25 protein-coding genes and 2 pseudogenes are annotated in these 25795 nt (G+C 65.8%); 9 read left to right on the plus strand and 18 right to left on the minus strand.

The window, feature by feature from the left end:
• Positions 1-46: 46 nt before the first annotated feature.
• The 4 genes from LRS12_RS13410 to LRS12_RS13425 all read right to left on the minus strand — a co-directional run bounded on the left by LRS12_RS13410 (position 47) and on the right by LRS12_RS13425 (position 4091).
• On the minus strand, positions 47-1222 hold the full coding sequence (locus LRS12_RS13410; protein WP_257844971.1) for an acetyl-CoA C-acyltransferase: 1176 nt from the start codon (positions 1220-1222) through the stop codon (positions 47-49).
• A 26-nt stretch (positions 1223-1248) separates the two neighbouring features.
• Positions 1249-1668 (minus strand): MaoC family dehydratase, encoded by a 420-nt coding sequence (locus tag LRS12_RS13415; protein ID WP_374581299.1) that lies wholly within the window; start codon positions 1666-1668, stop codon positions 1249-1251.
• Between the two features lie 212 nt (positions 1669-1880).
• Positions 1881-3074, minus strand: coding sequence for a mechanosensitive ion channel family protein (locus LRS12_RS13420; protein WP_257844973.1), 1194 nt, complete (start codon positions 3072-3074; stop codon positions 1881-1883).
• A 9-nt stretch (positions 3075-3083) separates the two neighbouring features.
• Positions 3084-4091 carry a DNA topoisomerase IB gene (locus tag LRS12_RS13425; protein WP_257844974.1) on the minus strand — a complete coding sequence of 336 codons (1008 nt, stop codon included), beginning with the start codon at positions 4089-4091 and terminating at the stop codon, positions 3084-3086.
• A gap of 105 nt (positions 4092-4196) precedes the next feature.
• Between LRS12_RS13425 and LRS12_RS13430 the strand changes: the two genes are divergently transcribed.
• Positions 4197-4748, plus strand: a complete 552-nt coding sequence (locus tag LRS12_RS13430; protein WP_257844975.1) for a type 1 glutamine amidotransferase domain-containing protein — start codon at positions 4197-4199, stop codon at positions 4746-4748.
• A gap of 408 nt (positions 4749-5156) precedes the next feature.
• The gene (locus LRS12_RS13435; RefSeq protein WP_257844976.1) at positions 5157-5768 is read left to right on the plus strand and encodes a right-handed parallel beta-helix repeat-containing protein; all 612 of its coding nucleotides are present in this window, start codon (positions 5157-5159) and stop codon (positions 5766-5768) included.
• Positions 5769-5859: 91 nt separating this feature from the next.
• Here the strand turns inward: LRS12_RS13435 and LRS12_RS13440 are convergent, their stop codons facing one another.
• From LRS12_RS13440 to LRS12_RS13455, 4 genes and pseudogenes are all read right to left on the minus strand, one after another.
• Positions 5860-6579 carry a hypothetical protein gene (locus LRS12_RS13440; protein WP_257844977.1) on the minus strand — a complete coding sequence of 240 codons (720 nt, stop codon included), beginning with the start codon at positions 6577-6579 and terminating at the stop codon, positions 5860-5862.
• Positions 6576-9244 (minus strand): annotated as a pseudogene (gene acnA, locus LRS12_RS13445) (aconitate hydratase AcnA). Before acnA ends, LRS12_RS13440 begins: the two are co-directional and overlap by 4 nt.
• 625 nt (positions 9245-9869) lie before the next feature.
• A protein-coding gene (locus tag LRS12_RS13450; RefSeq protein WP_374580061.1) for an IS5 family transposase occupies positions 9870-10648 on the minus strand; the annotation gives its coding sequence in 2 pieces (ribosomal slippage) (positions 9870-10291 and positions 10291-10648; 780 coding nt in all).
• Positions 10599-11465, minus strand: coding sequence for a DUF5677 domain-containing protein (locus tag LRS12_RS13455; RefSeq protein ID WP_257844978.1), 867 nt, complete (start codon positions 11463-11465; stop codon positions 10599-10601). The genes LRS12_RS13450 and LRS12_RS13455 overlap by 50 nt, the downstream gene beginning before the upstream one ends.
• 126 nt (positions 11466-11591) lie before the next feature.
• Here LRS12_RS13455 and LRS12_RS13460 point away from each other — a divergent pair, with 126 nt between their 5' ends.
• Together LRS12_RS13460 and purT are read left to right on the plus strand one after the other, a co-directional pair.
• Entirely contained in the window at positions 11592-12353 is a 762-nt protein-coding gene (locus LRS12_RS13460) for a LysR family transcriptional regulator (protein WP_257844979.1), read from the plus strand.
• Positions 12354-12570: 217 nt separating this feature from the next.
• Positions 12571-13737 carry a formate-dependent phosphoribosylglycinamide formyltransferase gene (gene purT / locus LRS12_RS13465; RefSeq protein WP_257844980.1) on the plus strand — a complete coding sequence of 389 codons (1167 nt, stop codon included), beginning with the start codon at positions 12571-12573 and terminating at the stop codon, positions 13735-13737.
• On the opposite strand, the gene LRS12_RS13470 is transcribed toward purT, so the two are convergent.
• The 4 genes from LRS12_RS13470 to LRS12_RS13485 form a co-directional block, all read right to left on the minus strand.
• Positions 13734-14234: a hypothetical protein gene (locus tag LRS12_RS13470; RefSeq protein ID WP_257844981.1), complete on the minus strand. Its 501-nt coding sequence runs from the start codon at positions 14232-14234 to the stop codon at positions 13734-13736. The genes purT and LRS12_RS13470 overlap by 4 nt on opposite strands.
• An 8-nt stretch (positions 14235-14242) precedes the next feature.
• Positions 14243-14635: a hypothetical protein gene (locus tag LRS12_RS13475; RefSeq protein ID WP_257844982.1), complete on the minus strand. Its 393-nt coding sequence runs from the start codon at positions 14633-14635 to the stop codon at positions 14243-14245.
• A 76-nt stretch (positions 14636-14711) separates the two neighbouring features.
• On the minus strand, positions 14712-15632 hold the full coding sequence (locus LRS12_RS13480; RefSeq protein ID WP_257844983.1) for a DMT family transporter: 921 nt from the start codon (positions 15630-15632) through the stop codon (positions 14712-14714).
• Between the two features lie 274 nt (positions 15633-15906).
• Positions 15907-17421: a fumarate hydratase gene (locus LRS12_RS13485; protein ID WP_257844984.1), complete on the minus strand. Its 1515-nt coding sequence runs from the start codon at positions 17419-17421 to the stop codon at positions 15907-15909.
• A gap of 74 nt (positions 17422-17495) precedes the next feature.
• Between LRS12_RS13485 and LRS12_RS13490 the strand changes: the two genes are divergently transcribed.
• The 3 genes and pseudogenes from LRS12_RS13490 (at position 17496) to LRS12_RS13495 (ending at position 20114) form a co-directional block, all read left to right on the plus strand.
• Positions 17496-17888 carry a hypothetical protein gene (locus LRS12_RS13490; protein ID WP_257844985.1) on the plus strand — a complete coding sequence of 131 codons (393 nt, stop codon included), beginning with the start codon at positions 17496-17498 and terminating at the stop codon, positions 17886-17888.
• A 194-nt stretch (positions 17889-18082) separates the two neighbouring features.
• Positions 18083-18331, plus strand: a pseudogene (locus tag LRS12_RS20390) (TonB-dependent receptor); the annotation flags it as partial.
• 19 nt (positions 18332-18350) lie between these two features.
• Positions 18351-20114, plus strand: a complete 1764-nt coding sequence (locus LRS12_RS13495; RefSeq protein WP_257844986.1) for a TonB-dependent receptor domain-containing protein — start codon at positions 18351-18353, stop codon at positions 20112-20114.
• Here LRS12_RS13495 and LRS12_RS13500 read toward each other — a convergent pair.
• From LRS12_RS13500 to LRS12_RS13525, 6 genes are all read right to left on the minus strand, one after another.
• Positions 20111-20971, minus strand: a complete 861-nt coding sequence (locus LRS12_RS13500) for a hypothetical protein (protein ID WP_257844987.1) — start codon at positions 20969-20971, stop codon at positions 20111-20113. The two genes, LRS12_RS13495 and LRS12_RS13500, sit on opposite strands and share 4 nt — an antisense overlap.
• A gap of 276 nt (positions 20972-21247) precedes the next feature.
• Positions 21248-22540: an ATP-dependent protease ATPase subunit HslU gene (gene hslU, locus LRS12_RS13505; RefSeq protein WP_257844988.1), complete on the minus strand. Its 1293-nt coding sequence runs from the start codon at positions 22538-22540 to the stop codon at positions 21248-21250.
• Between the two features lie 8 nt (positions 22541-22548).
• The gene (locus LRS12_RS13510) at positions 22549-22956 is read right to left on the minus strand and encodes a hypothetical protein (RefSeq protein ID WP_257844989.1); all 408 of its coding nucleotides are present in this window, start codon (positions 22954-22956) and stop codon (positions 22549-22551) included.
• The gene (hslV, locus tag LRS12_RS13515; protein ID WP_257844990.1) at positions 22953-23504 is read right to left on the minus strand and encodes an ATP-dependent protease subunit HslV; all 552 of its coding nucleotides are present in this window, start codon (positions 23502-23504) and stop codon (positions 22953-22955) included. The genes LRS12_RS13510 and hslV overlap by 4 nt, the downstream gene beginning before the upstream one ends.
• Before the next feature lie 99 nt (positions 23505-23603).
• On the minus strand, positions 23604-24017 hold the full coding sequence (locus LRS12_RS13520; protein ID WP_257844991.1) for a holin family protein: 414 nt from the start codon (positions 24015-24017) through the stop codon (positions 23604-23606).
• 36 nt (positions 24018-24053) lie between these two features.
• The gene (locus LRS12_RS13525) at positions 24054-24596 is read right to left on the minus strand and encodes a glycoside hydrolase family 108 protein (RefSeq protein ID WP_257844992.1); all 543 of its coding nucleotides are present in this window, start codon (positions 24594-24596) and stop codon (positions 24054-24056) included.
• 167 nt (positions 24597-24763) lie between these two features.
• Here LRS12_RS13525 and LRS12_RS13530 point away from each other — a divergent pair, with 167 nt between their 5' ends.
• Both LRS12_RS13530 and LRS12_RS13535 read left to right on the plus strand, forming a co-directional pair.
• Positions 24764-25516 (plus strand): TlyA family RNA methyltransferase, encoded by a 753-nt coding sequence (locus tag LRS12_RS13530; protein WP_257844993.1) that lies wholly within the window; start codon positions 24764-24766, stop codon positions 25514-25516.
• 99 nt (positions 25517-25615) lie between these two features.
• On the plus strand, positions 25616-25768 hold the full coding sequence (locus LRS12_RS13535; protein WP_257844994.1) for a hypothetical protein: 153 nt from the start codon (positions 25616-25618) through the stop codon (positions 25766-25768).
• The last annotated feature ends 27 nt before the right edge of the window (positions 25769-25795 follow it).

The following is a 25795-nucleotide window of genomic DNA, read 5'->3' on the forward strand; positions in this document are numbered from 1 at the left end:
CGGTGGATCGCTCCACCGGCTCTTCAATATTCTGCGCGGGTAAGGCTCAAAGAACCTCGAACAGCCCCGCTGCGCCCATGCCGCCGCCGACGCACATCGTCACGACGACGTACTTGGCACCGCGACGCTTGCCTTCGATCAGCGCGTGGCCGGTGCAGCGCGCGCCGGTCATGCCATAGGGGTGGCCGATCGAGATCGAGCCGCCATTGACGTTGAGCAGTTCGTCCGGGATGCCGAGCTTGTCGCGGCAGTACAGCACCTGCACCGCGAACGCCTCATTCAGCTCCCACAGGCCGATATCGTCCATCTTCAGGTTGAAGCGGTCGAGCAGCGCCGGGATCGCATAGACCGGGCCGATGCCCATCTCGTCGGGCTTGGTGCCCGCGACCGCCATGCCGACATAGCGGCCGAGCGGGGTGAGGCCGCGCTTCTCGGCGACCTTTTCCTCCATCAGCACGCTGGCCGACGAACCGTCCGACAGCTGCGAGGCATTGCCCGCGGTGACGGTGCCATTGGGGACGACCGGCTGGAGCGACTGAAGCCCCTCCAGCGTGGTGTCGGGGCGGTTGCCCTCGTCCTTGGTCAGCGTCACTTCCTTCTGGGTGACTTCCTTCGTTTCCTTGTTGACGATGTTCATCGTCGCGGTGACGGGGATGATCTCGTCGTCGAACTTGCCGGCGGCCTGGGCAGCGGCGGTGCGCTGCTGCGACTGGAAGCCATAGGCGTCCTGCGCGTCGCGACCGATGTTGTAGCGCGCGGCGACCACTTCGGCGGTCTGCAGCATCGGCATGTACACGTCATTGTGCATCGCCAGCAGCTCGGGATCCGGGGCGACGCGCATCTGCGGCGTCTGAACCAGGCTGATGCTCTCGACACCGCCGCCGATGGTGATGTCCATGTTATCGACCACGATCTGCTTGGCGGCGGTCGCGATCGCCATCAGGCCGCTGGCGCACTGGCGGTCGACCGACATGCCCGATACGCTGGTGGGAAGGCCGGCACGCAGCAGCGCCTGACGCGCGATGTTGCCGGCCTGATGCCCCTGCTGGAGCGCCGCGCCGAGGATCACGTCCTGCACTTCGGCCCCGTCGATCCCGGCGCGGGCGACCGCGGCCTCGATCGACCTGGCGGCGAGCGTCTGGGAGGGGAGGGCGTTGAACGCGCCGCGATAGGCGCGGCCGATCGGGGTACGGGCGGTGGAAACGATGACGGCAGAACGCATGCGGACGGTCCCTTCGATTTTATTGTCTATACAAAAAGCTGGCTGATCCATTCGGCGATCAGGGCGGGCTTGTCCTGCCCCTCGATCTCGATGGTGAATTCGACGGTTTGTTGCCATTGGCCAGGGCGCTTCTCGACCAGCTCAAGCGTCTTGAAACGCCCGCGCACGCGGCTGCCAGAGCGTACCGGGGTCAGGAAACGGACTTTGTTGCCGCCATAGTTGACGCCCATTTTCAGCCCCTCGATCCGGGGCTGGGGCGTTTTCTGGCTGAGCAACGGCATCAGTGAGAGGGTGAGGAAGCCGTGCGCGATGGTGCCGCCGAACGGAGTCATCGCGGCCTTGGCCGGATCGACATGGATGAACTGATGATCGCCGGTCGCGTCGGCGAACTTGTCGATCATCTCCTGCGATACCGTGACCCAGTCGGACACACGTTCCTCGCCCATGCCCGCGGCGAGTTGCTGGATCGTGACGCTTTCCACTGTGTCGGTGTCGGACATTCTGGTCCCCGCGATGGCCTGCTCAGGGGCATCTAGGCCAACCCCCAGCCATCGGCAAGAGGTGGCCTACTGCAATCGCGAAAATCGACCATGCCGTAAGGTAAGCTAAGGGCGCGACTGCAAACCCTATATTCGAAAATGTAGGATGTCAGAGCGAATCAGCGTTCTCCGGCGCCCTTGTCCACGCGCATCACGGGCTGCACCTCGGGATAGGGCAAAATCAGCTTCCCGCTGGGATCGGCGGTGTAGGTCGTCTGGGTGGGGTAGGGGATCGAGATGCCCTCTGCGGCGAAACGGCGCAGGATGGCGATGATGACCTTGTCGCGCACTTTGTGCGCGGTCGGCCAGTCGTCTCCGGGAATATCGAACCACAGGAAGAAATCGACCGAACTCGCGCCCAGCCCCTCGAAGCTGGCGCGCGCTATCGTGCCGCCAGCTTCTTCGACGATGCCGGTCAGCATGTCGGGCAGCGCCTCAAGCTGTTCGGGCGGGGTTTCATAGGCGACGCCGATGGACAGCTTGACCCGAACGTGATCGCGGTTCGAGATGTTCTGGATCTCCTTGTCGAGCAACTGCTTGTTCGAGATGACACGGACTTCGCCGTCGAACGAACGCACGCGGGTAGACTTCAGACCGATCTCTTCCACCACGCCGACCGTCTGATCGTACATGACCTTGTCGCCGCGCCGAAACGGCTTGTCGAAGATGATCGCGAGCGCGGCGAACAGGTCGGCGAAGATGCCCTGTGCAGCCAGGCCGATCGCGATGCCGCCGACGCCGAGACCCGCGACGAGACCAGTGACGTTGACGCCGAGATTGTCGAGCACCACCACCAGCGCGATCGCGAACAGCGCCACGGTGACAAGCAGGCGGATCAGGCCGAGCGCGGACAGCAGCGCCTCGCCATGATAATTTTCGGCTTCGGTCTTCTTCTCGATCGCGCCGAGGATGATCTCGCGCGCCCAAATGGCGGCCTGAAACACCGCCGAAACGGTGAACAGGAAATCGATGGTCTGGCCGAGCATCTCGGGCGGGGCGGCGTAGCTGGAGACGAGCCGGGCGGCGATCATGGTGATGAAGAAATTGCCGGTGCGCGACACCGCACGGCCGATGATCGTGCCCCAACCCGCCGGTCCTTCGGAGCGCTCGCACAGCTTCATCCCCCACCGGCGCAGGACATGGAGCAACAGCACGATGCCAATGGCGATGCCGGTGGCGATCAGGATCTGGAGCCAGTGCGATTGCAGCCAGGCCGTGGCATCGACGAAGAATGCCTGGGTCTGCGCCTGCATGGCGTCGACCGTGTTGGTGGCCGCATTCTCGGCAGCGGCGGTGGTGTTGGAAACAGTCATTGAGATCCTTCAGGCAGCCTTTGCCGTGATTCCTCCGCGTTCGAGAAACGCGATGAGGCCACGTTCGGCGCGGGACAGGTAGCGCGTGCTGCGCGGCAGGGCGAGGCCCTCACGAAACGCAGTCTGCGCATCGCGATCCTTGGCGAGTTCGATCAGATCGGGGTGGACATAGGATTTGCGCGCGATGCTGGGCGTATTGCCGAGTGCGGCGGTCACCGGCTCCAGCAGCGCCTTGAGCCCGACGTGACTTTCGGCGGTCGCCAGCGTCTCATAGGCGATCACACTCGCCCCCCAGGTGCGGAAATGCTTGGCAGTGAAATCCTCGCCCATCGCGTCGCGGATATAGGCGTTGACGTCGCTGGACGTCACCGGATGCGCCTCGCCCGCGTCGTCGAGCCAGCCGAACAGATGCTGGCCGGGAAGGTCCTGGCATTTCTTGACGAAGCCGATCAGGCTGTTGTCGGTTATCCGAAGCACGCGGATCCGCCCGGATTTGGCGCGATATTGCAGCCGCAATGTGCGCCCCTCCAGCTTTGCATGGCGGCGACGCAGCGTAGTGGCGCCGAAGCTCTTGTTCGCCTTGGCATAGCCCTCATTCCCGACGCGGACATGGCCGAGGTCGAGCAGGCGGACAACCGCCGCAACGGCGCGCTCGCGGGTCAGTGCACGCGTGCGCAGGTCAGCCTTGATCGTTGCGCGCAGTCGCGCAAGGCGATGGCCGAAGCTGGCGCAGCGGTCATACTTCGCAGCCTCCTGCGCCGCGCGGAAATCGGGGTGATAGCGATATTGCTTGCGCCCGCGCGCATCGATCCCGGTCGCCTGAAGATGACCGTTGGGATGCGGACAGTACCAGGCGTCGGTATAGGCCGGGGGCAGGGCAACCGCGTTGAGCCGGTCGATCTCGTCGCGATCGGTGATGCGGCTCCCGGCGGCGTCCCAATAGCCCCAGCCGCCGCGCACCTTGCGGCGTGTGATGCCGGGCGCTCCGTCGTCGCAATAACGCAGCTTGCCGCTCATTTTGCCCTCATCATGCGCGATCAATGCGCGTCCCGTCGCATCGTTCCGGAACTGCGCTGATGCTGACCGGTTGAGTGGGCAACCCCAACCAACTGGAGACACAAGATGGCCGAGCTATCCCATGCGCGCGTGCTGATGATCGCGACCGACGGGTTCGAGGAATCCGAGCTGATGAAGCCGCGCCAGGCGCTGATCGATGCGGGGGCGCAGGTGACCCTCGCGTCGCTCAAGACCGATCCGATCCAGGGCGAGACCGGCGGAGAGAAGGGGCAGAGCATCACCCCCGACATGCTGGTGAGCGACGTCGACAGCGCCGACTATGACGCGCTGGTGCTGCCCGGCGGGGTCGGCAATCCCGACAAGCTGCGAATGGACGAGACGACGGTCGATCTGGTCCAGGAATTCTTCGACGACGGCAAGACCGTCGCCGCGATCTGTCACGCGCCGTGGCTATTGATCGAGGCCGATATCGTCGATGGCAAGCGCGCAACGAGCTGGCCCAGCCTGCGCACCGATCTGGAAAATGCCGGGGCGACGGTGGTGGACGAGGAGGCCGTCGTCGACGGCAACCTGATCACCAGCCGCAATCCGGATGACATCCCCGCATTTGTCGATGCGATTAAGGCGGCGCTGGTCAAGGAAGCAGCGGACGCCTGACCAGGGCTAAGCCCCTCCCCGCGCCCGGGAGGGGCTTTTAACATTCCGCGCGCATATCCTTCGGCAAACCGCCGGAGCCCATCCCCATGCGCCTGTTCGCACTTGCCGCCGCCCTGCTCACCACGACCGGACCTGCACTGCCACAGGGGCAGGGCACGCCCTTCACGGTCGAGGAGACCGGGCAGTCCTTCGCCACCCTGCAGGAAGCGGTCAGCGCCATCGGCGAGCGCCGCGGCACGATCCGGATCGCGCCCGGTCGTTATGGAGAATGTGCGGTCCAGGAGGCGGGCGACATCGCCTATGTCTCGCTGGTTCCCGGAAAGGCGGTGTTCGACCGGGCGATCTGTGAGGGCAAGGCGACGCTGGTCTTGCGCGGGCGGGGGCGCCAAGGTCGACGGCATCGTGTTCATGCGGACTTTGGTCGAGGACGGCAACGGCGCGGGCATCCGGCTGGAGACGGGCAACCTGCACGTAACCAACGCGATGTTTATCGACGGCCAGTGCGGGATACTGACCGCGAGCGATCCGCGTGGGTCGATCACCGTCGAGCGATCGACCTTCGCGGGGCTGGGCAAGGATCCGACCGGCAATGGCGCGCACGCCATCTATGTCGGCGCTTATGGCAGCCTGAAAGTCGTGGAGTCGCGGTTCGAACGCGGCACTGGCGGCCATTATGTGAAGGTCCGCGCGCCGCGCGTCGAAATCCTCAACTCCAGCTTTGACGACAGCCTCGGCCGCAACACCAACTATGCGATCGACCTGTCCAACGGCGCGTCGGGCCGGATCGCGGGCAATGCGTTCGAACAGGGGCCGACCAAGGACAATTACGGCACGATCATCGCTGTCGCGCCCGAAGGGGTTAAGCACAGCTCGGCGGGCCTGGTGATCGAGGGCAACAAGGCGTGGCTGTCGCCGGGGTTCAAGGAATCGACGACGTTCGTCGGCAACTGGTCGCGCGATGCGGTGACGGTGCGCGACAATGACCTGGCCGAGCGGATCGCGGTGATTGCGCGACGGTGATCGTTCCAGTGCTTCTGCGAAGGCAGGAGCCCAGGGTTTCAACCTCTATCGCTTGTGGCTCTGGGCTCCTGCTTTCGCAGAAGCGCAAGGGTCAGCTCCGGCACACCATCCTGAACGCCGGGTCCTTCGCCGGGTTGGGAATTTTCTGACGCGGGCGCTTGGCGACGGGGAACACGCGCTCGCGCACGACCTTGCCGCGTGCGAGCAGCCGCTGGCCGCGCAGTTCGGTGATCCCGGCGGCACAATCCATCGCGACCGTGCCGATGATCGTCCCCTCCATGCCCAGTGCGGTGGTGCGGGTGCGGAACACGCGCCACTTGCCTTCGCGCTTGATGCCCGCGGTGTCGATCGACAGCGAGGCGTTGGCGGCACCCGGGACCGGCTTCCACGTTTGCGCACTGGCGGGCAGCGCGAACAGGCTGATGATCAGGGCGGCGCGGATCATTGCAGCGGCTTTCCGTCGCAGACGAAGTCGATCAGCTTGCGCATCGTCGGATGGCCGGGATCTGCGGGCTTCCGGTCGGCGGGGGGCGATCTCGTTGGCTTTTCCGGACTTTGCGTCGGTCAGGCGGATCATCACCGCCTCCCGCTTCGTGCAGGACACCGACAGGTCGATATAGATGTCGCTGGTCGCGTTGGTTTCTGCGGTGTCGAGCAGGCGGATAGTCTTCTCCCCGTCCGCATCCTTGACGCTGGTCGGGTCGATATAGACCGGCCCCTGGCCCTCCGCCTGGAACTTGACCCATGGCGCTCCCGGTTCACGGTCGGGCAGGAGCCCGGCCGCAAGCAGCGGGAGCGCCAGGGCGATCATGCTGCGAGCTTCCGCAGCACGTACTGGAGGATGCCGCCATTGAGGAAATATTCCAGCTCGTTGACGGTATCGATGCGGCAACGGGTCAGGAACGTTTCGGTGCTGCCATCGGCGCGGGTCAGCTTGACCTCGACTTCCTGACGCGGGCGCAGGCCCGAGACGCCGGTGATGGTGAAGGTCTCGTCGCCCTTCAGGCCCAGCGTTTCGCGGGTCACGCCCTCGGCGAACTGGAGCGGAAGGACGCCCATGCCGACCAGGTTCGAGCGGTGGATGCGCTCGAAGCTCTCGACGATCACCGCCCGCACGCCGAGCAGGTTGGTGCCCTTCGCCGCCCAGTCGCGCGACGATCCGGTGCCATATTCCTTGCCGCCGATGACGACGAGGGGGGTGCCGTCGGCCTTGTGGCGCATGGCGGCGTCGTAGATCGGCATGACTTCGCCGTGATAGTGGGTCATGCCGCCTTCGACGCCGTCAAGCATCTGATTTTTAATGCGGATATTAGCGAAGGTGCCGCGCATCATGACTTCGTGATGGCCGCGGCGGGCGCCGTAGCTGTTGAAGTCGGCCTTGCTAACCTGATGATCTTGCAGCCATTTTCCGGCCGGGCTGTCGGCCTTGATTGAGCCGGCGGGGGAGATGTGGTCGGTGGTGATCGAATCGCCGAAAATCGCCAGCGGCTTGGCCTCGATGATGTCGGTCACCGGCTTCGGGTCCATCGTAAGCCCCTCAAAATACGGGGGATTTGCGACGTAGGTCGATCCGGCGCGCCAGCTGTAGGTGGCAGAGCCAGTGACGTCGATCGCCTGCCAGCGGGCGTCGCCGGTAAAGACCGTCGAATAACGCGATACGAACATGTCGCGGGTTAGTGCGCCATCCATCACCGCGCGCACTTCATCGTTCGAAGGCCAGATGTCTTTCAAATAGACGGGACCGTCGGTGCCTTCGCCGATCGGGGTGGCGATGAAGTCCTGAATCACCGTTCCCTTGAGCGCATAGGCGACGACCAGCGGGGGCGAGGCGAGGAAATTGGCCCGCACGTCGGGCGACACGCGGCCTTCGAAGTTGCGGTTGCCCGACAGGACCGACGCGGCGACGATGTCGTTGTTGTTGATCGCGGCGCTGATCGGCTCGGCCAGCGGGCCCGAATTGCCGATGCAGGTGGTGCAGCCATAGCCGACGAGGTTGAAGCCGACCTGATTGAGGTAGGTCTGAAGCCCCGCCTTCTCCAGATAGTCGGTCACGACCTGCGACCCCGGGGCGAGCGAGGTCTTGACCCACGGCTTGGGCTTAAGACCCTTTTCGACCGCCTTCTTGGCGACGAGGCCCGCGGCGACCAGCACGCTGGGGTTGGAGGTGTTGGTGCAGCTGGTGATCGCGGCGATCACGACGTCGCCGTCGCCGATGTCGTGGTCCTTGCCCTCGACCGGCACGCGGCAATGCTCGTCCTTGTTATAGACCTTGCTCAGATCGTTGTTGAACACGTCGTCCACCGAGCCGAGCAGCACCTTGTCCTGCGGGCGCTTGGGGCCGGCGAGCGAGGGTTGGACGCTGCCGAGGTCGAGTTCGAGCACGTCGGTGAACACCGGCTCAAGATCCGGGTCGATCCAGAAGCCCTGTGCCTTGGCATAGGCTTCGACCAGCGCGACATTCTCGTCGCTGCGGCCGGTGAGGCGCATGTAATCGAGCGTCTTGTCGTCGATGCCGAAGAAGCCGCAGGTCGCGCCGTACTCGGGCGCCATGTTGGCGAGCGTCGCACGGTCGGCGAGGCTGAGCGAACCCAGACCCGGGCCGAAATATTCGACGAAGCGGCCGACCACGCCCTTGGCGCGCAGCATCTGGGTGCAGGTCAGCACCAGATCGGTCGCGGTTATGCCCTCACCCAGCTCACCGGTGAACTTGAAGCCGATGACTTCGGGGATCAGCATCGACACCGGCTGGCCGAGCATCGCGGCCTCCGCCTCGATCCCGCCGACGCCCCAGCCGAGCACGCCCAGGCCGTTGATCATCGTGGTGTGGCTGTCGGTGCCGACGCAAGTGTCGGGATAGGCGACCAGATCGCCATCGGGGGTGGTCGACGACCACACCGCCTGCGCGATATTTTCAAGGTTCACCTGATGGCAGATGCCGGTGCCGGGGGGACGACCTTGAAGTTGTCGAGGCTCTTGCTGCCCCATTTCAGGAAGTCGTAGCGCTCCATGTTGCGCTGATATTCCAGCTCGACGTTATCCTCGAACGCCTGGGGCGTGCCGAATTCGTCGACCATGACCGAGTGGTCGATGACGAGGTGGACGGGCACCTGCGGATTGATCTTCGACGCGTCCGCGCCGAGCGCGTTCATCGCGTCGCGCATCGCGGCGAGATCGACGACGCAGGGAACGCCGGTGAAATCCTGCATCAGCACGCGCGCGGGGCGATACTGGATCTCACGCTCCGGCGCGCGCGGGTTGTTCTGCCAGTCGACGATTGCCTGGGCATCCTCCGTGCTGACGGTCACGCCGTCTTCGAAGCGGAGCATGTTTTCCAGCAGCACCTTCATGCTGAACGGCAGGCGGCTGACGTCGCCCAGCTTCTCGGCCGCCTTGGCAAAGCTGTAATAGGAATAGCTCTTGCCGCCGACGGTGAGCGTGTCGCGCGTTCCGAGGCTGTCCTGGCCGATGGCTGTCATGTGTGCGGGTCCCTTTCCCTGTCCAGTTGACGCCGGGCGTCACGGGGAGGCGGCAAGATGCCGCACGAGCGCGCCGGTGTGCGAATGCGAAGATTCGCGTGGCCGATAGCAGGGAGGGGGGCGTGGGGGGAAGGGGAGGGGTGTGGGGAGGGGGAGGGATTTTGTTGGGGGGTATAAGGGAAGCTGAGGGATCGCGGGAGGGACGGTGCCGGTGATCGGCCGGCTGGCGGTCGATCGCGCCTATGCCGGGCGCGGGATCGGGAGTTGCAGAGCGAAAGTGACTATCTAAACCATCTCGTGAAGAATGTTGTTCGCTGTCGCCTCTTCATCTCACGATCCCATGTCTCTCCGTCCAAGCGGAGAAAAGTTTCACCTATACTGTCCGACAGACGTAGCATGATCTGTGCCACTACCAGCCGATCGAGGTTTGGTTGCAGCGTGATGACTGGGGTAGTTGCCAAATTGAGAGAGATTGCGGTCATGTGAGCTGGATCCGTCATTCCCGAATTGCTCTCACCGACAGCTAAGACTGGTCGATCTGCTTCCGATGTCGCAAGGGTGCTGTTGGGCCTGCGATATGATCCGTGGGTGTTTATCGCAGACCATTTGTATCTAGGGTCGGGACTCATAACCACCATGTGACGGCTGCGGCGAGGTAGATGGCGCTGAGGAAGTTGGTGGCGAGCTTGTCGTAGCGGGTGGCGATGCGGCGATAATCCTTGAGGCGGCAGAACATGCGCTCGACGGCGTTGCGGCCCTTGTAGAGCGTCTTGGAGAAGCAGCTTTTCCAGCGGCGGTTCGTCTTGGAGGGGATGTTCGGAACGGCACCCTGCCGCTCGATCAGGTCGCGGATCGCATTGCTGTCGTAAGCCTTGTCCGCGAGCACGATGGTGCGCGGCGCGAGATCATCGAGCAACACATCGGCTGCGCGGCAGTCGGCGACCTGGCCACCGGTCAGCAGGAAGCGGAGCGGCCGACCTTCGCCGTCGGTGAGCGCGTGGAGCTTGCTGTTGCGGCCGCCCCGGCTGATCCCGATCGCCTGGACGAGCGCCCCCCTTTTCCACCGCCCGCGGAGCGGTGCGCCTTCATATGCGTGCTGTCGATCAGGACCTCGGCGGGCGGCCCGCCTGCTGCCGCGAGCGTGACGAACAGCTCCTGCCACACACCCTTTGCCGCCCAGCGCACGAACCGGTTGTAGAGCGTCTTCCTCGGCCCGTAGCAGGCCGGCGCGTCGACCCAGCGCCCGCCCGACTTCACCACATGAATGATGCCGCTGATCACCCGCCGATCATCGACCCGCGCCACACCGCGCACCTTGTCCGGCAGCAGCGGACGCAGCCGCTCGAACTGGGCTTCACTCAACCAAAACTCGCTCAAATCCACGCTCCTGCTGGCGCAGCGCATGAATCACATCCCAGCCGCCAAGGGAATCCCGTTTATGGGTCCCGACCCTAGGTCGCCAATGATCCAGCCCCGTCGCAATTTCCAGATCGACAAAAATTGGCTTTTCTTTCCCTAAGCACTCAGCCGCCCAGCCATAATCGTGCCGCATGGCAGGGCCATATTCAGAAATGATCTGATCGTTGGCCTGTTTCAGTTCGACTAGTACCTCATCTTCAATAGGTTCAAGATTCGCGCGCTCATGGTGCTCCATGTAGTTGAGTGCGCGCTTGTACGATGTAATGTGATCATGGAGGATGTACCTCTTGGCGACGGTTGGTCCCTGTTGAGAGAGGAAAACTGAAGTCACCCCAATTTCATGAAGAGTTCTCCATCTGGCTAGAGCTCCATCTGGAAAACCGCCAATCATCAGTGTCATAATTTCTCGGGAAACTTGAACGGCCCGTGCGTGGTTCGTAATAACGGCCTCAAATAGCGCGTCGTTGGCTTCAATCGCTGCCGGGCGCAGCGCCTCATTAATGGCTTGCCCGGTTTCTTGACTTATCACGATCAATTGTTCCAAGAGATCAAAACCCGCCCGCCATCTCCTGAAATTTCTTCGAACAAAACCTTTGCGTATCTTCCGATGCTCCCTCAGCATGGCTGAAGAGCGACGTGAAAGCTCAGCATAGAGCGTGTCGGTCATTTTGGGAAAAGTGCCGTCAATTACCTCATCAATCAGATCGTCAGTGACCACATCTTCGCCGTGAACTGCCATCGCATCGGCAATTAGCGCCTCAATAGCTCGCTGATAGTCGTTGAGATGCCATGCGTCGCTCATTTCGCTATCGTATCTAAAGGCGCCATCAAGCACCACACAGCAATGAATGTTCCCAAAATGTTCTTTCCTACAAGCCCCGTCGCGTATATCTGGTTCCCCCCTCAACGTGACGGACGGGGTGGGGGGATGATCAAGCAACCTTATATGCGCTGGACGCAGGATACCGAGACGGCGTTTCTGCTGGCGCTCAAGGCGACGGGGACGGTGCGGGCGGCGGCGGATGCGGTCGGGCGGTGTGTCGGGTCGGCCTATAAGCGGCGGCAGCGGCGGCCGGAGTTTCGCGAACGCTGGGACGCGATGGTGGCTGAGTGGCAGGCGCAGTGGATCGAGCAGCGCGGGACCAAGGTCGCGGAGACTGCGCCGCGCGAACGCTGGGACGGGTGGTCGGACGTGCGGCGGCGGGCGTTTCTGCGCGCGCTGGCCGAGACGGGCGGGATTGCCGAAGCTGCGGAACGGGTGGGGTTGTCGCGCAGTGCGGTGACGCGGCTGAAGGCGCGCTCACCCGAATTTGCGGCGGCGTGCGCGGCGGCGCTGGCGCGGGCGCTGCCGTGCCTGGAGCAGGTGGCGTGGGAGCGCGCGGTCGAGGGCTGGGACGAGCCGATCGTCCATGGCGGCAAGGTGACGGGGACTCGGCGGCGCTATTCGGAGACGCTGCTGCGCACGTTGCTGGTCCGCGAACAGGCGGCGCGGCAGGCGGAGCGGGTGGTGGCGGCGAAGGCGCGGACGGTGCCGGAATATGCGACGCGCGACGAGACCGACACGGCGTTGCTGAAGGCGCTGGACCGGATCGCGCAGCATCGGCGGCGCGAGGCGGTGGTGCGGGCGGATGCGTGGCAGGAATATGAGCGCGCGGTGCTGGCGGGGGAGCGGCCGGGGCTGGTGCCGTGAGGGGCAATCCTCCCCGGCACGGGGAGGTGGCGCCGTAGGCGACGGAGGGGGAGGACGGCTGTGCGCCTGCGCCTCTTGCTCATTGCTTCCTCCCCCTCCGTCATGCTTCGCATGCCACCTCCCCCTGGCGGGGGAGGATTGAATTGGGCGTTTGGCATTTACGGCACCCTGAGGGATGTGCGAGGCGGCGGGGACGCTGTTTTACCGAGTGGATGCCATGACCTTTACCGCGAAAATCCTGTTGCTGGGCTCGGGCGAGCTGGGGCGTGAGTTTGTCATTTCGGCCAAAAGGCTCGGGGCGCAGGTGATTGCGTGCGATTCCTATGCGGGTGCGCCGGCGATGCAGGTGGCGGACGGGTGCGAGGTGTTTTCGATGCTCGACGGCGATGCGCTGCGCGCGGCGATCGACCGGCATGCGCCCGATTTGGTGGTGCCGGAGATCGAGGCGATCCGCACCGAGGTGTTGGCGCAGGTCGAGGCGGCGGGGGTAACGGTGGTGCCCTCGGCGCGCGCGACGATGATGACGATGAACCGCGATGCGATCCGCGAGGTGGCGGCGGTCGAGCTGGGGCTGCGCACGTCGCGCTACCGCTATGCCGAGAGCCTGGAGGAGGTGCTGGCGGGGGCGGCGCATACGGGGCTGCCGTGCGTGATCAAGCCGGTCATGTCCTCGTCGGGCAAGGGGCAGACGACGGTGCGCGCGGCGGAGGGCCTGGAGGCGGCGTGGGACTATGCGGTCGCGAACATGCGCGGCGACCGGCGGCGGGTGATCGTCGAGGAGTTCGTCGATTTCGATTACGAGATCACGTTGCTGACGGTGCGGACGCGCGAGGGCGCCGTGTTCTGTCCGCCGATCGGGCATCGGCAGGAGCGGGGGGACTATCAGGAAAGCTGGCAGCCGGCGGCGATGACTGCGGGCGCGATTGCCGCGGCGCAGGATATGGCGCGGAGGATCGTCGACGATCTGGGCGGCTATGGGCTGTTCGGGGTCGAGTTCTTTGTGAAGGGGGAGGAGGTGATCTTCTCCGAACTCTCGCCGCGGCCGCATGATACGGGGATGGTGACGTCGATCTCGCAGAATCTGAGCGAGTTCGACCTGCATGCGCGCGCGGTGCTGGGGCTGCCGGTGCCGGAGGTGGTGCTGCGCGGGGCGGCGGCGTCGGCGGTGATCCTGGCGGATCGGGACAGCGCGGGGCCGGGCTATGCGGGACTCGCCGAGGCGCTGGCGACGCCGGGCGGGGAGGTGGATGTGCGCATCTTCGGGAAGCCGACGACGCGGCCGTACCGGCGGATGGGCGTGGCGCTGGCGCTGGCGGGGGATGTCGATGCGGCGCGGCGGGTGGCGGTCGAAGCGGCGGGGAAGGTGCGGATCGTCTATCGCTAGAGATCGCGGGCGCTGTAGCTGCGGGTCGCGAGGGTTGCGTGGAGGAAGGCGAGGATCGCGGCCTGATCCTCCAGCCCGTGGCGGCGACCGATCCAGACCATGAAAGCGCCCATGGCGAGCATCAGCGCGGGGATGGCGACGAAGGGCAGGCTGACCAGCCGCTCGCCGATGCCGTCCGCGAAGGCCATGGTCAGGCCGAAGAGCAGGAACGCGCCGACGAAGCCGAACCAGAGAAGCATGAACAGCGCCACCGACCGCGGTGCGCCGACGCGCCCGCGGATGCGCGTGCCGCCGGCATGCGGTTCCATCGTGGCGCGGAGCATGGTCTTGAAGTCGTTGCGGAAATTTGGACGGTGAACCCACAGGGTCATGCTCTGATCGGTCCCGGTGCCGAGCACACGGCGGGGGGTATCCGGCGTCACCCCCTCCATCGCCGCCTTGAGGCGGTTTGCCGCGTTGACCGGCGAATGGGGGGAGAGGAGATCGATCCGGGCCATGCGGGCGATCAGGGCGCGATGATGGTGAAGCCTGCGACCGGCGCGGTTTCGACATGGTCGTGGTACATGTCGATATAGACCGACACCGGCTGCGCACCTGCGCACTGGACCGTGTAGAGGTCGAGGATGTTGTGATAGGGGCCGATCCCCGCGCTGCCCAGCCTCTGAAATGCGGGCGCAGCGCCGTCCGCACAGCGCAGGCGGGCAAGATAGGCGCGCTCGCCGGGCGGCATATCGGCGCGGATCGGGTTCTTCTCGCTGCCCAGCGGATGCGCCTGCGCGGCGGTAATCGCGGTGCGGAGCTTCTTGCCCTTGAGCCCGTCGAACAGCTGGCCCAGTGCCGGCTGCGCACCGAGCAGGGCGAGGCTGGCGGCGATCAGCGCGATACGAGTCGGTTTCATGCGGTCCCCCGGTCTATTCGGCGCGAGTGTATCGCGCCACCATGCGATCTCAAGCGACGGTCGCGTCGGCGGGGCGTTACAGCGATCCGGCGAGTGCCGCGACGACCCCGGCGGTGACCAGCAGCAGCCCGGCAACCTCGCTGCGCGACACGCGCTCGCCGAGATAGAAATGGCCGAAGGCGATAGTGAAGGCGACCTCGATCTGGCCGACGACGCGGACCAAGGCGACGGGCGCGGTGGCGAAGCCGGTGAACCAGCAGGCCGAGCCGAGCGCGGAGAGCAGGCCGACCTGGCCCGAAACGCGCCAGCCGCGCAGCACCGGGCCGACCTGATCGCGTTCCCGCCAGATGACGAACGCGCCCTGCATCAGCGTTTGAAGCGCGACGGTGGTGGCGAGGACGATCAGCGCGGCGCGGATCGGGTCGGGGGTGCCGACCTGGACCGTCGCGCTGCGGATCGCGATGGCGGTGAGCGCGAAGAAGAAGCCCGAGGCGATGCCGAAGCGCGCGCCGGGCTGGCCGAGCGCGCGGAGCAGTTCGCCGGGCGTCATGCGCTTGCCGCCGGCGGAGAGGATCATCACCCCGGCGACGCCGAGCGCGATGCCGAGCCAGCTTAGCGGAGCGAGATGTTCGCCGAGCAGGACGATCGAGAGCAATGCGCCCTGCACGGCTTCGGTTTTCGAATAGGCGGTGCCGACCACGAAATTACGCTGGTCGAACGCCATCAGGAGGAGGTTGGTGGCGACGATCTGCGCGAGCCCGCCGCCGATGCAATAGGTGAGGAACCACGGGCCGAGCGTGGGGAAGGCGGCGGGTGCGATGAGCCACTGATAGGCGGCCGCCATCGCGAGCGCGAAGGGTAGGCCGTAGAGGTAGCGGACCAGCCCTGCAGCGTTGATCGACAGGTCTTTGCTGACCCGGCGCTGGATCGCGGTGCGCCAGGGCTGGAAGATCGCGGCGAGGAGCGTGGCGGGGAGCCAGATGGGGGAGGTGATCATGGGTTGGGTGGCATCGCGTTCGAGCTCTTCTTCCCTCGCCCCTCCGCAGGAGGGGAGAGGGTTGCGCAGACTTGGTCTTGCGCAGCAAGGCCTTAGTCGGAGCTGGGAGAGGGTGGGCGGCTGCATCGCAGCCGCGCGGAGCGTCGCTCCGCTCTACCCCTCTCAAGCTGCGCTAAGGCAGCAAGCTGCCATGCTTCGCTATCCTCTCCCTATCAAGGGGAGAGGTAATTGAAGACCAAGATCATGGCGGCCCCGGCCCTCGCCGGGGCGACCGTCAGGCCAGCAGCTTTTCCTTCGCGATCTTGTCCTTCCATACCAAAGGCGCGAGTTGGTGGACGTTGTTGCCCTCCGCATCGACGGCGACGGTGACGGGGAAGTCCTGGACCTCGAATTCGTAGATCGCTTCCATGCCGAGATCCTCGAAGCCGACGACCTTGCTGCCCTTGATCGCGCGGGCGACGAGATAGGCGGCGCCGCCGACGGCCATGAGATAGGCGGACTTGGCGTCGCGGATCGCGTCGGTCGCGGCGGGGCCGCGTTCGGCCTTGCCGACCATCGCGAGCAGGCCCTGGTCAAGCATCATGCGGGTGAACTTGTCCATGCGCGTCGCGGTGGTGGGGCCGGCAGGGCCGACGACTTCCTCGCCCACCGGATCGACCGGGCCGACATAATAGATGACGCGGCCCTTGAACTCGACGGGGAGCTCCTGTCCCGCAGCGAGCATGTCGGCGATCCGCTTGTGCGCGGCGTCGCGGCCGGTGAGCATCTTGCCGTTGAGCAGCAGGCGGTCGCCCTGCTTCCAGCTTTGCACGACCTCGGGCGTCAGCGCGTCGAGATCGACGCGGATCGCGGCCTTGTCCGGCGTCCAGTTGACGTTCGGCCATTCGTCGAGCTTCGGCGCTTCGAGATAGGCCGGTCCGCTGCCGTCCAGCGTGAAGTGCGCGTGGCGAGTGGCAGCGCAATTGGGGATCATCGCCACCGGCTTGCCCGCGGCGTGGCAGGGCGCGTCCATGATCTTGACGTCGAGGATGGTGGCGAGGCCGCCCAGCCCCTGTGCGCCGATGCCGAGTGCGTTCACCTTGTCGAAAATCTCGATGCGCAGCGCTTCGAGGTCGTTCTGGGGCCCGCGCTGCTTGAGGCTGGCCATGTCGATCTGTTCCATCAGCGCCTTTTTGGCGAGGAGGACGCAATGTTCGGCGGTGCCGCCGATGCCGATGCCGAGCATGCCGGGCGGGCACCAGCCCGCGCCCATCTGGGGCAGCATTTCGAGCACCCAGTCGACGATCGAGTCACTGGGGTTCATCATCTTGAACTTGGACTTGTTCTCGCTGCCGCCGCCCTTGGCCGCGACGTCGATATGGACCTTGTCACCCGCGACCAGCTCGACATGGAGCACGCAGGGGGTGTTGTCGCGGGTGTTGCGGCGGGTGAAGGCGGGGTCGGCGAGGACCGAGGCGCGCAGCTTGTTTTCGGGGTGGAGATAGGCACGGCGGACGCCTTCATCGACCACGTCCTGAAGCGAGCGCGAGGTGTCGTCGAGCTGGCAGTTCATGCCCCATTTGACGAAGACGTTGACGATGCCGGTGTCCTGACAGATCGGGCGATGCCCCTCGGCGCACATGCGGCTGTTGGTCAGGATCTGGGCGATCGCGTCCTTGGCGGCGGGGGACTGTTCGGCCTCATACGCCACGCCCAGCGCGCGGATATAGTCCATCGGGTGATAGTAGCTGATGAACTGAAGCGCGTCGGCGACGCTGTCGATGAGGTCGTCGGTCTTGATCGTTACCATGGTCGGTCCCTGAGACAATTTGTCCGCCCCTTTAGCCGATGACAGGCGGGTTTCCAGCCGCTAACCGCCACGCCGTGTTCCGGGGGCTGATCCTTTCGCATCGCTGGTGGGCGGCGGCGCTGATTGCGCTGGCGCTGGCGATGAAGCTTGTCGTGCCGGCGGGGTATATGCCGGTGCAGCAGGCTGGCACGATCACCGTGATGGTATGTACCGGCATGGGCCAGCAGCAAGTCGAGATCGACGTGCCGGGGATGCCCACGAAACCGGACGGCGCGAGCCGGGTGGCGGGGCAGCCTTGTACATTTGCCGGGCTGGGGCTGGATATGCTGCCGGGGGTGGACCCGGTGCTGCTGGCCGGGGCGCTGGCGTTCATCCTCGCGCTGGGGTTTGCCGGGGTTGCGGTTCCGCGCGTTGCCCGGGCGCGGCAGTTGTGGCCGCCGATGCGCGGGCCGCCGGTTTTTTCCTGATCCTTTCGACCGTTTTGAATAGCTAGCGCCTCACCGCGTCAGCGCGCCTTGCGGTCACCCTCACCCTTCCGGCGCTTCGCGCCTCCCTCCCTCTCCCAATGGGAGAGGGAAGGGGCCCGCCGCCGAAGGCGGTGGGAAGGGTGAGGGTGACGCGGGCGACGGCCGGTGGTGCGCCGATCAGGAATGCAAATCTTATGAAGACCCATTTTTCGGCCGCGTTGCTTGCGGCCAGCTGCCTTGCGACTCCGGCCCTTGCCGATGACAGCGATCAGGTGCCGGTGATCATCGTCACCGCCAAGGCCAATCCCGAAGACCCGCCCGTCGTCGCCGAAGCCCGCGAGCGGCTGGCGCGGACGCCGGGGTCGGTGTCGGTGGTCGCCGCCGAAGCCTATGAGGATCGGTTCGCGGTCGGGACGCCCGACATATTGCGCGACGTGCCGGGGGTGCTCGCCGCCAAGCGCTATGGCGAGGAGGGGCGGCTGTCGATCCGGGGATCGGGGGCTGGACCAGAGTTTCCACCAGCGCGGCGTGATGCTGGCGCAGGACGGGGTGCCGTTCGCCGATGCCGACGGCTTTTCGGATTTCCAGAAGATCGATCCGCTGGGGGCGCGCTTTGTCGAAGTCTACAAGGGCGGCAATGCGCTGCGCTTTGGCGGGGCGCAGCTGGGCGGGGCGATCAATTTCGTGACGCCCAATGGCAAGACCGCGCAGTCGCCGGTGCTGGTGCGGGTCGAGGGTGGGAGCTACGAGACGGTGCGCGGGGTGGCGCAGGTCGCGGGCACATCGGGCGCGTTCGATTTCTATGCCGGGGTCAACGCCTTCCACAGCGATGGCTATCGCGTGCAGGGCTATCAGGATCAGGTTCGGGGCACGCTGAATCTGGGCTGGTCGTTCGGTGAGGATCATGAGGTCCGCGCGATCCTCTATGCTGCGGACATCTATCAGGGCGTGCCGGGGACGGTGACGCTGGGGCAGGCGCTGACCAACCCGCGTGCGCCGGGGACGACGGTGGTGGCGCAGAACCAGCGGCGCAATCTGGGGACGTTCCGTGGCACGCTCCAGACGCGGTTGCGACTGAGCGACAGCCTGACGTTCGAGGGCGGGGTCTATGCGACGCAGACCGACCTGTATCACCCGGTCGGCGTGTTCATCCTGCAGGACACCGATACGCAGGGCGCGTTCGGGCGGTTCGACTGGAAGGGTGAGCTCGCGGGCATGAAGGCCGATTTGTTCTTCGGCGCATTCTATCGCGAGGGCGGGACGGAGCAGGATCTGTTCGTCAATGCCGCCGGGGCGCAGGGCGCGCGGATTGGCGATGCGCGGCAGATGGCCAATGCGATCGACCTGTTTGCCGAGGGGCGGCTGTTCGTGACCGAGGGACTGGCGCTGGTGGGCGGGGCGAGCTGGGGCCATGCCGGGCGCGATTATCTGAACCGGCTGAACGGGCGCGTGGCCGAGCAGGACTATGAATGGCTCGCGCCGCGTGTCGGGCTGTTGTTCGAGACCGGCGATGCGCAGGTTTATGCCAATGTCACGCGGTCGGTCGAGCCGCCGCATTTCGGGGCGCTGGCGCAGACGAACCTGCTCGGGTCGGTGTTCGTGCCGCTCGATCCGCAGCGGGCGTGGACGGCGGAGATCGGGACGCGCGGGCGCAGCGGCGCGGTGGCGTGGGATGTCACCGCCTATCGCGCGTGGGTGAAGGGGGAGTTGCTGAGCTTCCTGACGTCGCCGACGATTCCTTCGACGATCTTCAACGCCGACGAGACGGTGCATCAGGGGATCGAGGCGAGTGTCGACTGGTGGATCCTGGATGGGCCGGAGGGGCGGTTGCGGCTGCGCCAGACCTATGGCTGGTCGGATTTCCGGTTCGATGGGGATGCGGTCTATGGCGACAATCGGCTGCCGATCGCGCCGGTGCATTCGTACCGGGCCTCGTTGCGGTATGAGGGCGGGAGCGGGGTGTTCGTCGAGCCGAATTTCGACTGGCGACCGCGCGCGACCTGGGCGGACTATCGCAATATGATGAAGGTGCCGGGCTATGCGTTGCTGGGTATCGGCGCCGGGTTTGAGCTGGGTGGGGTGACTTTGTTCGTCGATGCGCGGAACCTGACCGACAGGCATTATGTGTCGGATCAGTCGGCGGCGATCAGCGCGAGCGCGGCGAGTGCAATCTTTCACCCGGGTGAGGGGCGGACGGTGATTGGAGGGGTGCGGGCGCGCTTCTAACCGCCGGTTGGCGACGGGACGGCGGGACAACCGCCGTCCCGGACCCCGCTGACGCTACCTACGCCAAGAATGATTTTCGCCCGGCGGGAGAAGGTCAGGGCCTGCCAGCGGCCGGCATTGCCGGTGGCGGTGCGGCTGCGCAGGAAGGTGAGGTGGAGGAGTTCGTACTGTTCGTCGTCGACGCGGCCTGCGTCGATCAGGCAGGTCCATTGCGCTACGTTCCAGGCATAGTCGCGGCTGACGCCGTCCTGATCGACTGCTTCGCTGAGCCCTTGGTACCAGGCGAGCATCGCCTTGAGCCGTTGCGGGCGCTGTTCGGGCGTGAGGTCGCCGAGCTTGCGGCGGAGGCGGGCGACGTCTTCGTCGCCGGGCAGGGTCTTTTGCTGGACGCGGGTGTCGATCGCCCATTTGACCTTGCGCGGGGTGATCGGGCCGGTGGGCCAGAGGCGGAAGAGTTCGGCGCGGACTTCGAGGAGGAGGGTGACATAGGTGTCGGTCTGGACCTGAAGCATCGCGTCATGTTCGAACAGCGCGGTGAGTTCGGCGAGGGCGGTGGGGTTGAGTTTTCCGTCCTCGCCATGCGCCGCGAGGATGCCGGTGCGGCATTTGTCGCGGACGGGGACTTTCAGGCAGTCCTTCGAGAAGAGCAGTTTGCCATAGGTCGGGGCGAGGTCGCGGAGGGCTCGCTTGAACTTGCGGCGGCTATGGAAGCTTTCGCGCCAGGCGATCAGCTGGGGCTGGAGGCTGCCGGTGCCGTAGTTGCGCTGGGCCATGCCGACCGAGACGAGCTGGCTGTCGAAATTGCCGACGGGCATTGCCCAGCAGCCCATCGTCTCGGGGATCGACGTTTCGCGCATCCGGGCGAAGATCGCGGTGCGGTCGAGGCCGATTTGCGCGAGTTGCTGGGCGGCGTCTGGGGCGATCTGGATGTGGGGGGTGTCGGCGACTTCGCGGCACGGGGGGGCGGTTTTGGGCTGCGGCGGGGAGGGCTGCGAGCAGCGCGGCGGCGATGGCCCAGAGTTTCATCGCCTGCTGTCCTTTTCTTCGTCACCCCGGCCTTGACCGGGGCCCAGCTGCCCTCCCGCCGTTTCAGAAGAAGCTGGGCCCCGGGTCAAGCCCGGGGTGACGAGAGGTTAGAGGACGTATCGGCTCAAATCCGTATTCCGGGCGATGCTCGCCAGCTGGCTGTCGACATAAGCGGCGTCGACGACGAGGGCTGTACCTGAGCGGTCCTCGGCGTCGAAGCTGACTTCCTCGAGCAGCTTTTCCATCACCGTCTGGAGGCGGCGGGCGCCGATATTTTCGATCTCGCCATTCACCTCGGCGGCGATGCGGGCGACGGCGCGGATGCCGTCGTCGGTGAAGCGGACGTCGACCCCCTCGGTGCCGATCAGCGCGCGGTACTGTTCGGGCAGCGACGCCTTGGTGTCCGAGAGGATCGCGACGAAATCATCCTCGGTCAGGCCCTTGAGCTCAACGCGGATGGGGAGGCGGCCCTGGAGTTCGGGGAGCAGGTCGCTGGGCTTGGCGACGTGGAACGCGCCGCTGGCGATGAACAGGATATGGTCGGTCTTCATCGGGCCGTATTTGGTGGCGACCGTGGTGCCCTCGATCAGCGGGAGCAGGTCGCGCTGGACGCCCTCGCGGCTGACGCTGCCGCCGCGCACGTCGCTGACCGCGATCTTGTCGATCTCGTCGAGGAAGACGATGCCGTTCGCCTCGGCGTCGGCCAGCGCGACGCGGGCGACATCGTCCTGATCGAGGCGCTTGTCGGCTTCCTCCTCGACCAGCTTGGCCCAGGCGGCGTGGACATTCATCTTGCGGCGCTTGAGCTGGGGGCCGCCCAGGCCCTTCATCATCTCGCCGAGGTTGATCATCTGCGGCCCCGCGCCGGGGATGTCGAACGGCATGCCGCCCGAGGCTTCGACCTCGATCTCGATTTCGGTGTTGTCGAGATGCCCTTCGTTGAGGCGCGCACGGAAGGCTTCGCGGGTCGCCTGGCTGCTGTCCTTGCCGGTGAGCGCGTCGAGCAACCGGGTCATCGCCGCGGCTTCGGCCTTGTCCTTCACCGCAGCGCGGCGGCGTTCGCGTTCGAGGCGGATCGCCTCTTCCACGAGATCGCGGGCGATCTGTTCGACGTCGCGGCCGACATAGCCGACTTCGGTGAATTTGGTCGCTTCGACCTTCACGAACGGGGCGTCGGCGAGCTTGGCCAGACGGCGGCTGATCTCGGTCTTGCCGCAGCCGGTCGGGCCGATCATCAGGATGTTCTTGGGCGTCACTTCGTCGCGCAGATCGGCCTTGAGCTGCTGGCGGCGCCAGCGGTTGCGCAGCGCGACGGCGACCGCGCGCTTGGCGTCGCGCTGGCCGATGATGTGCGCGTCGAGCGCGGCGACGATGGCTTTGGGGGTGAGGGAGTCGGTCATCTTTTGAATCAAATTCTCTGGTTCGATGCGGTCGATTGAAGTTCGGCGTCGGGTGCTGCGGCGAGCCATGCTTCGGCTTCCGCCATGGTCATGAAGATGCGCAGGCGCGGATGGGTCTGGGTGCGCTCCGCCTGCATCTTGTTGAGGTGGCTGCCGACCACCGATGCGGCGCGGCCGGTGGTGAGCGCCAGTCCGCCCTCGGCGATCTGGGGCAGGAGGTCGGCGACCTCATTGGTCTGAACCGGGAAGTGGCGCGAGTCGATCAGCACGTCGTAATCGTCGCGGATCGCGCGGACCTCCTGTGCCTTGGCACCCGATGCCGCCGCGAAATCGCGCACCGTCTCGACCGTCCACAAGTCGCGGATTTCGACCTGAAGGCGGTTCAGGCGGGGGTTGTAATCGATCCGGAATTTCATGCGGCTGCGTCGAGCGATCCGATGGTGAGGCGGTCGTTGGTATAGACGCACAGCTCGGCGGCGATCGCCATTGCCTTGCGGCACATCGTCTCGGCATCCGGCTCGTAATCGTTGAGCGCGCGGGCGGCGGCGAGGGCGAAATTGCCGCCCGATCCGATCGCGGCGATGCCGGCTTCGGGTTCGAGGACGTCGCCGTTGCCGGTGACGATCAGCGTCGTCGCCTTGTCCGCGACGATCAGCATCGCTTCGAGGTTGCGGAGATATTTGTCGGTGCGCCAGTCCTTGGCCAGCTCGACCGCGGCGCGGAGCAGCTGGCCCTGATGGCGTTCGAGCTTGCTTTCCAGCCGCTCGAACAGGGTGAAGGCGTCGGCGGTGGCGCCGGCGAACCCGGCGATGACGCTGCCGTCACCCAGCGGGCGGACCTTGCGGGCATTGGGTTTCATCACGGTCGAACCCTGCGAGACCTGGCCGTCGCCGGCGATGACCACGCGGCCGCCCTTGCGCACGGAAAGGATTGTCGTGCCGTGCCATTGTATCTTGTCGCTCATGCGCCGGGATATGGGGAAGGGGTCTCGGACTTGCCAAGACCCCCGCCCGAAACTGACGAAGTTCCGCGGAAACGCCGCGATCCTGTCAGCTTCGCGCCCTTATTTCTCGACGCCCTTGATCTTTCCCCATTGGCGCGCGGCGGTGTAGCCGAGATAGCCGGTGCCGAAGAGCGCGTAGAGCGATTCCGGGATGCCGGAGAGATAGGCGTTCATGCTTGCCGCGATGCCCGTGGCCATGTCGGGCTGGACCGCGCCGATCAGGCCCATCGGGATCGCCCAGAGCAGCAGCGCATACATGACGTAGAGGAAGCTGGGGCGGGCGCGGCTGGTCCAGGGGTCGGGGGATTGCGCCTCCGCGACGATTGCCGAGAGCTGGGTGCGGACCGCCTCCATCTCCTGCGTGCCTTGCAGCTTGAGAAGTTCGAGCTTGGCGGCGTCGCGCGCCTTGGGGTCGGGGATGATCTTGTCGATCAGACCGGCGATCGGGCCGATCAGGCTGGCAATGACACTCATGATGGGTCTCCTGACACTGCTGACAAAATTGCGGGCTTACGAACCGATGCGGTTCGCGAGCCAGCCGTAGAGAAAGGCTTCGTTGGCGGGGCGGCCTTCGGCGAGCGCGATGTAGCGTTCGCCCTGCAGTGCCTCGACCGCCTTGAGCAGCACGCGCTCGCCGGGCGGGCCGCGCGTGTCGAGAAACGCGGCGAGGGCGGCGAGGGTGATGGGGCCGATCTGGCCGTCGACGCCCATGTCGGGATAGTCGCGGCCGTTGCGGTTGAGGCCGTTGAGCGCGCGTTGCAGGAAGCGCGCGGCGACCGCCGGGCCCATGTTGACGCCGGTGTCGAACAGTTCGGCGGCGAGCGCGGGCGCGCGCTGCGCGACCTGGTCGAAGCGCGGACGCAGCCAGTAGAGGCGGCGGTAGATGGCGGCGGCTTCGCTGCGGGGAAAGACGCGCATGTCGCCGGAATAGCCGTGGGCGCGGGCGACCCGCTCGGTCACGCCCCAGCGCGTCGGGCCGCCACGGTCGGCGGGGTGGTCGCTATAGCCGCCCTCTCGGGCGATCACGTCGTCGATCAGTTGGTCGATGGTCATGATTTGTTCCTCTTTGCCGACTCGCGATAACCTATATGGTTCGTTGTAGGAAAGGGGGTTTTTCGCTGAGGCACATCGGGCCTCGCCGTCCGGCAGGCAGGCAGAAGAAGCTGGGCCCCGGCTCAAGGCCGGGGTGACGAGAGGGTGGGGAGCGGTTAGACGGGCGCATGGCCAAGACACGACCCGATCAGCTGCTCGTCGAACGCGGGCTTGCCGAGAGCCGCACGCGGGCGCAGGCGTTGATCCTGGCGGGGCTGGTGTTCAGCGGCGACAAGCGCGTGGACAAGCCGGGCCAGCCGATCGCGCCCGATGCGCCGCTGATGGTGAAGGGCCGCGACCATCCCTGGGTGTCGCGCGGCGGGGTCAAGCTGGCGCATGCGCTCGACCATTTCGGGATCGACCCTGCGGGTATGGTGGCGATCGATGTGGGGTCGTCGACCGGGGGCTTTACCGATGTGCTGCTGAGCCGGGGGGCGACCCGCGTCTATGCGGTGGACAGCGGGACCAACCAGCTGGCGTGGAAGCTGCGGCAGGACGAGCGCGTGGTGGTGCATGAGCAGACCAGCGCGCGGGTGCTGACCGCGGCGCACATTCCCGAGTCCGTAGACATCGTGGTGTGCGATGCGAGCTTCATTTCGCTGTCCAAGGTGCTGGAGCGGCCGTTCGCGTTCGTGCGCGAAGGGGCGTGGGTGGTCGCGCTGATCAAGCCGCAGTTCGAGGCGGGGCGCGGCGAGGTCGGCAAGGGCGGCGTGGTGCGCGATGCCGCGGTGCATGAGCGGGTGTGCGGTGAGGTTGTGGCGTGGCTGGAAGAGCTGGGCTGGAGCGTCGCGGGGGTGACGACCAGCCCGATCACCGGGCCGGAGGGGAATGTCGAGTTTCTGGTCGCCGCGCGCGCCGGGGCGGCGGGTGTGTCACCTTGAATCCCGTTTCGGGTATGCTGCGCGCGATGTGACGAATCTGTGACTCGACATCGCGCGTGGAGAGGCGCAGCATGTCCCTACTCTTGGGGGAGAGTGACGATGCGCATACCGTTGATTGCCACCGCAACCGATCTGCTCCGCGAAGTGCCGGAGGATCCGGCGCAGCGCGAACCGCGAATTCTGGTTTATATCGAAGCGATTGCCGCATGCGGCGTACTGGTCGCCGCGGGATGGGTGATCGCTGCCGGCTGAGCGCGCCGGAACCGCTGGCTGAAACGA

Source organism: Sphingomonas sp. J344, assembly GCF_024700005.1.
Taxonomy (GTDB): Bacteria; Pseudomonadota; Alphaproteobacteria; order Sphingomonadales; family Sphingomonadaceae; genus Sphingomonas.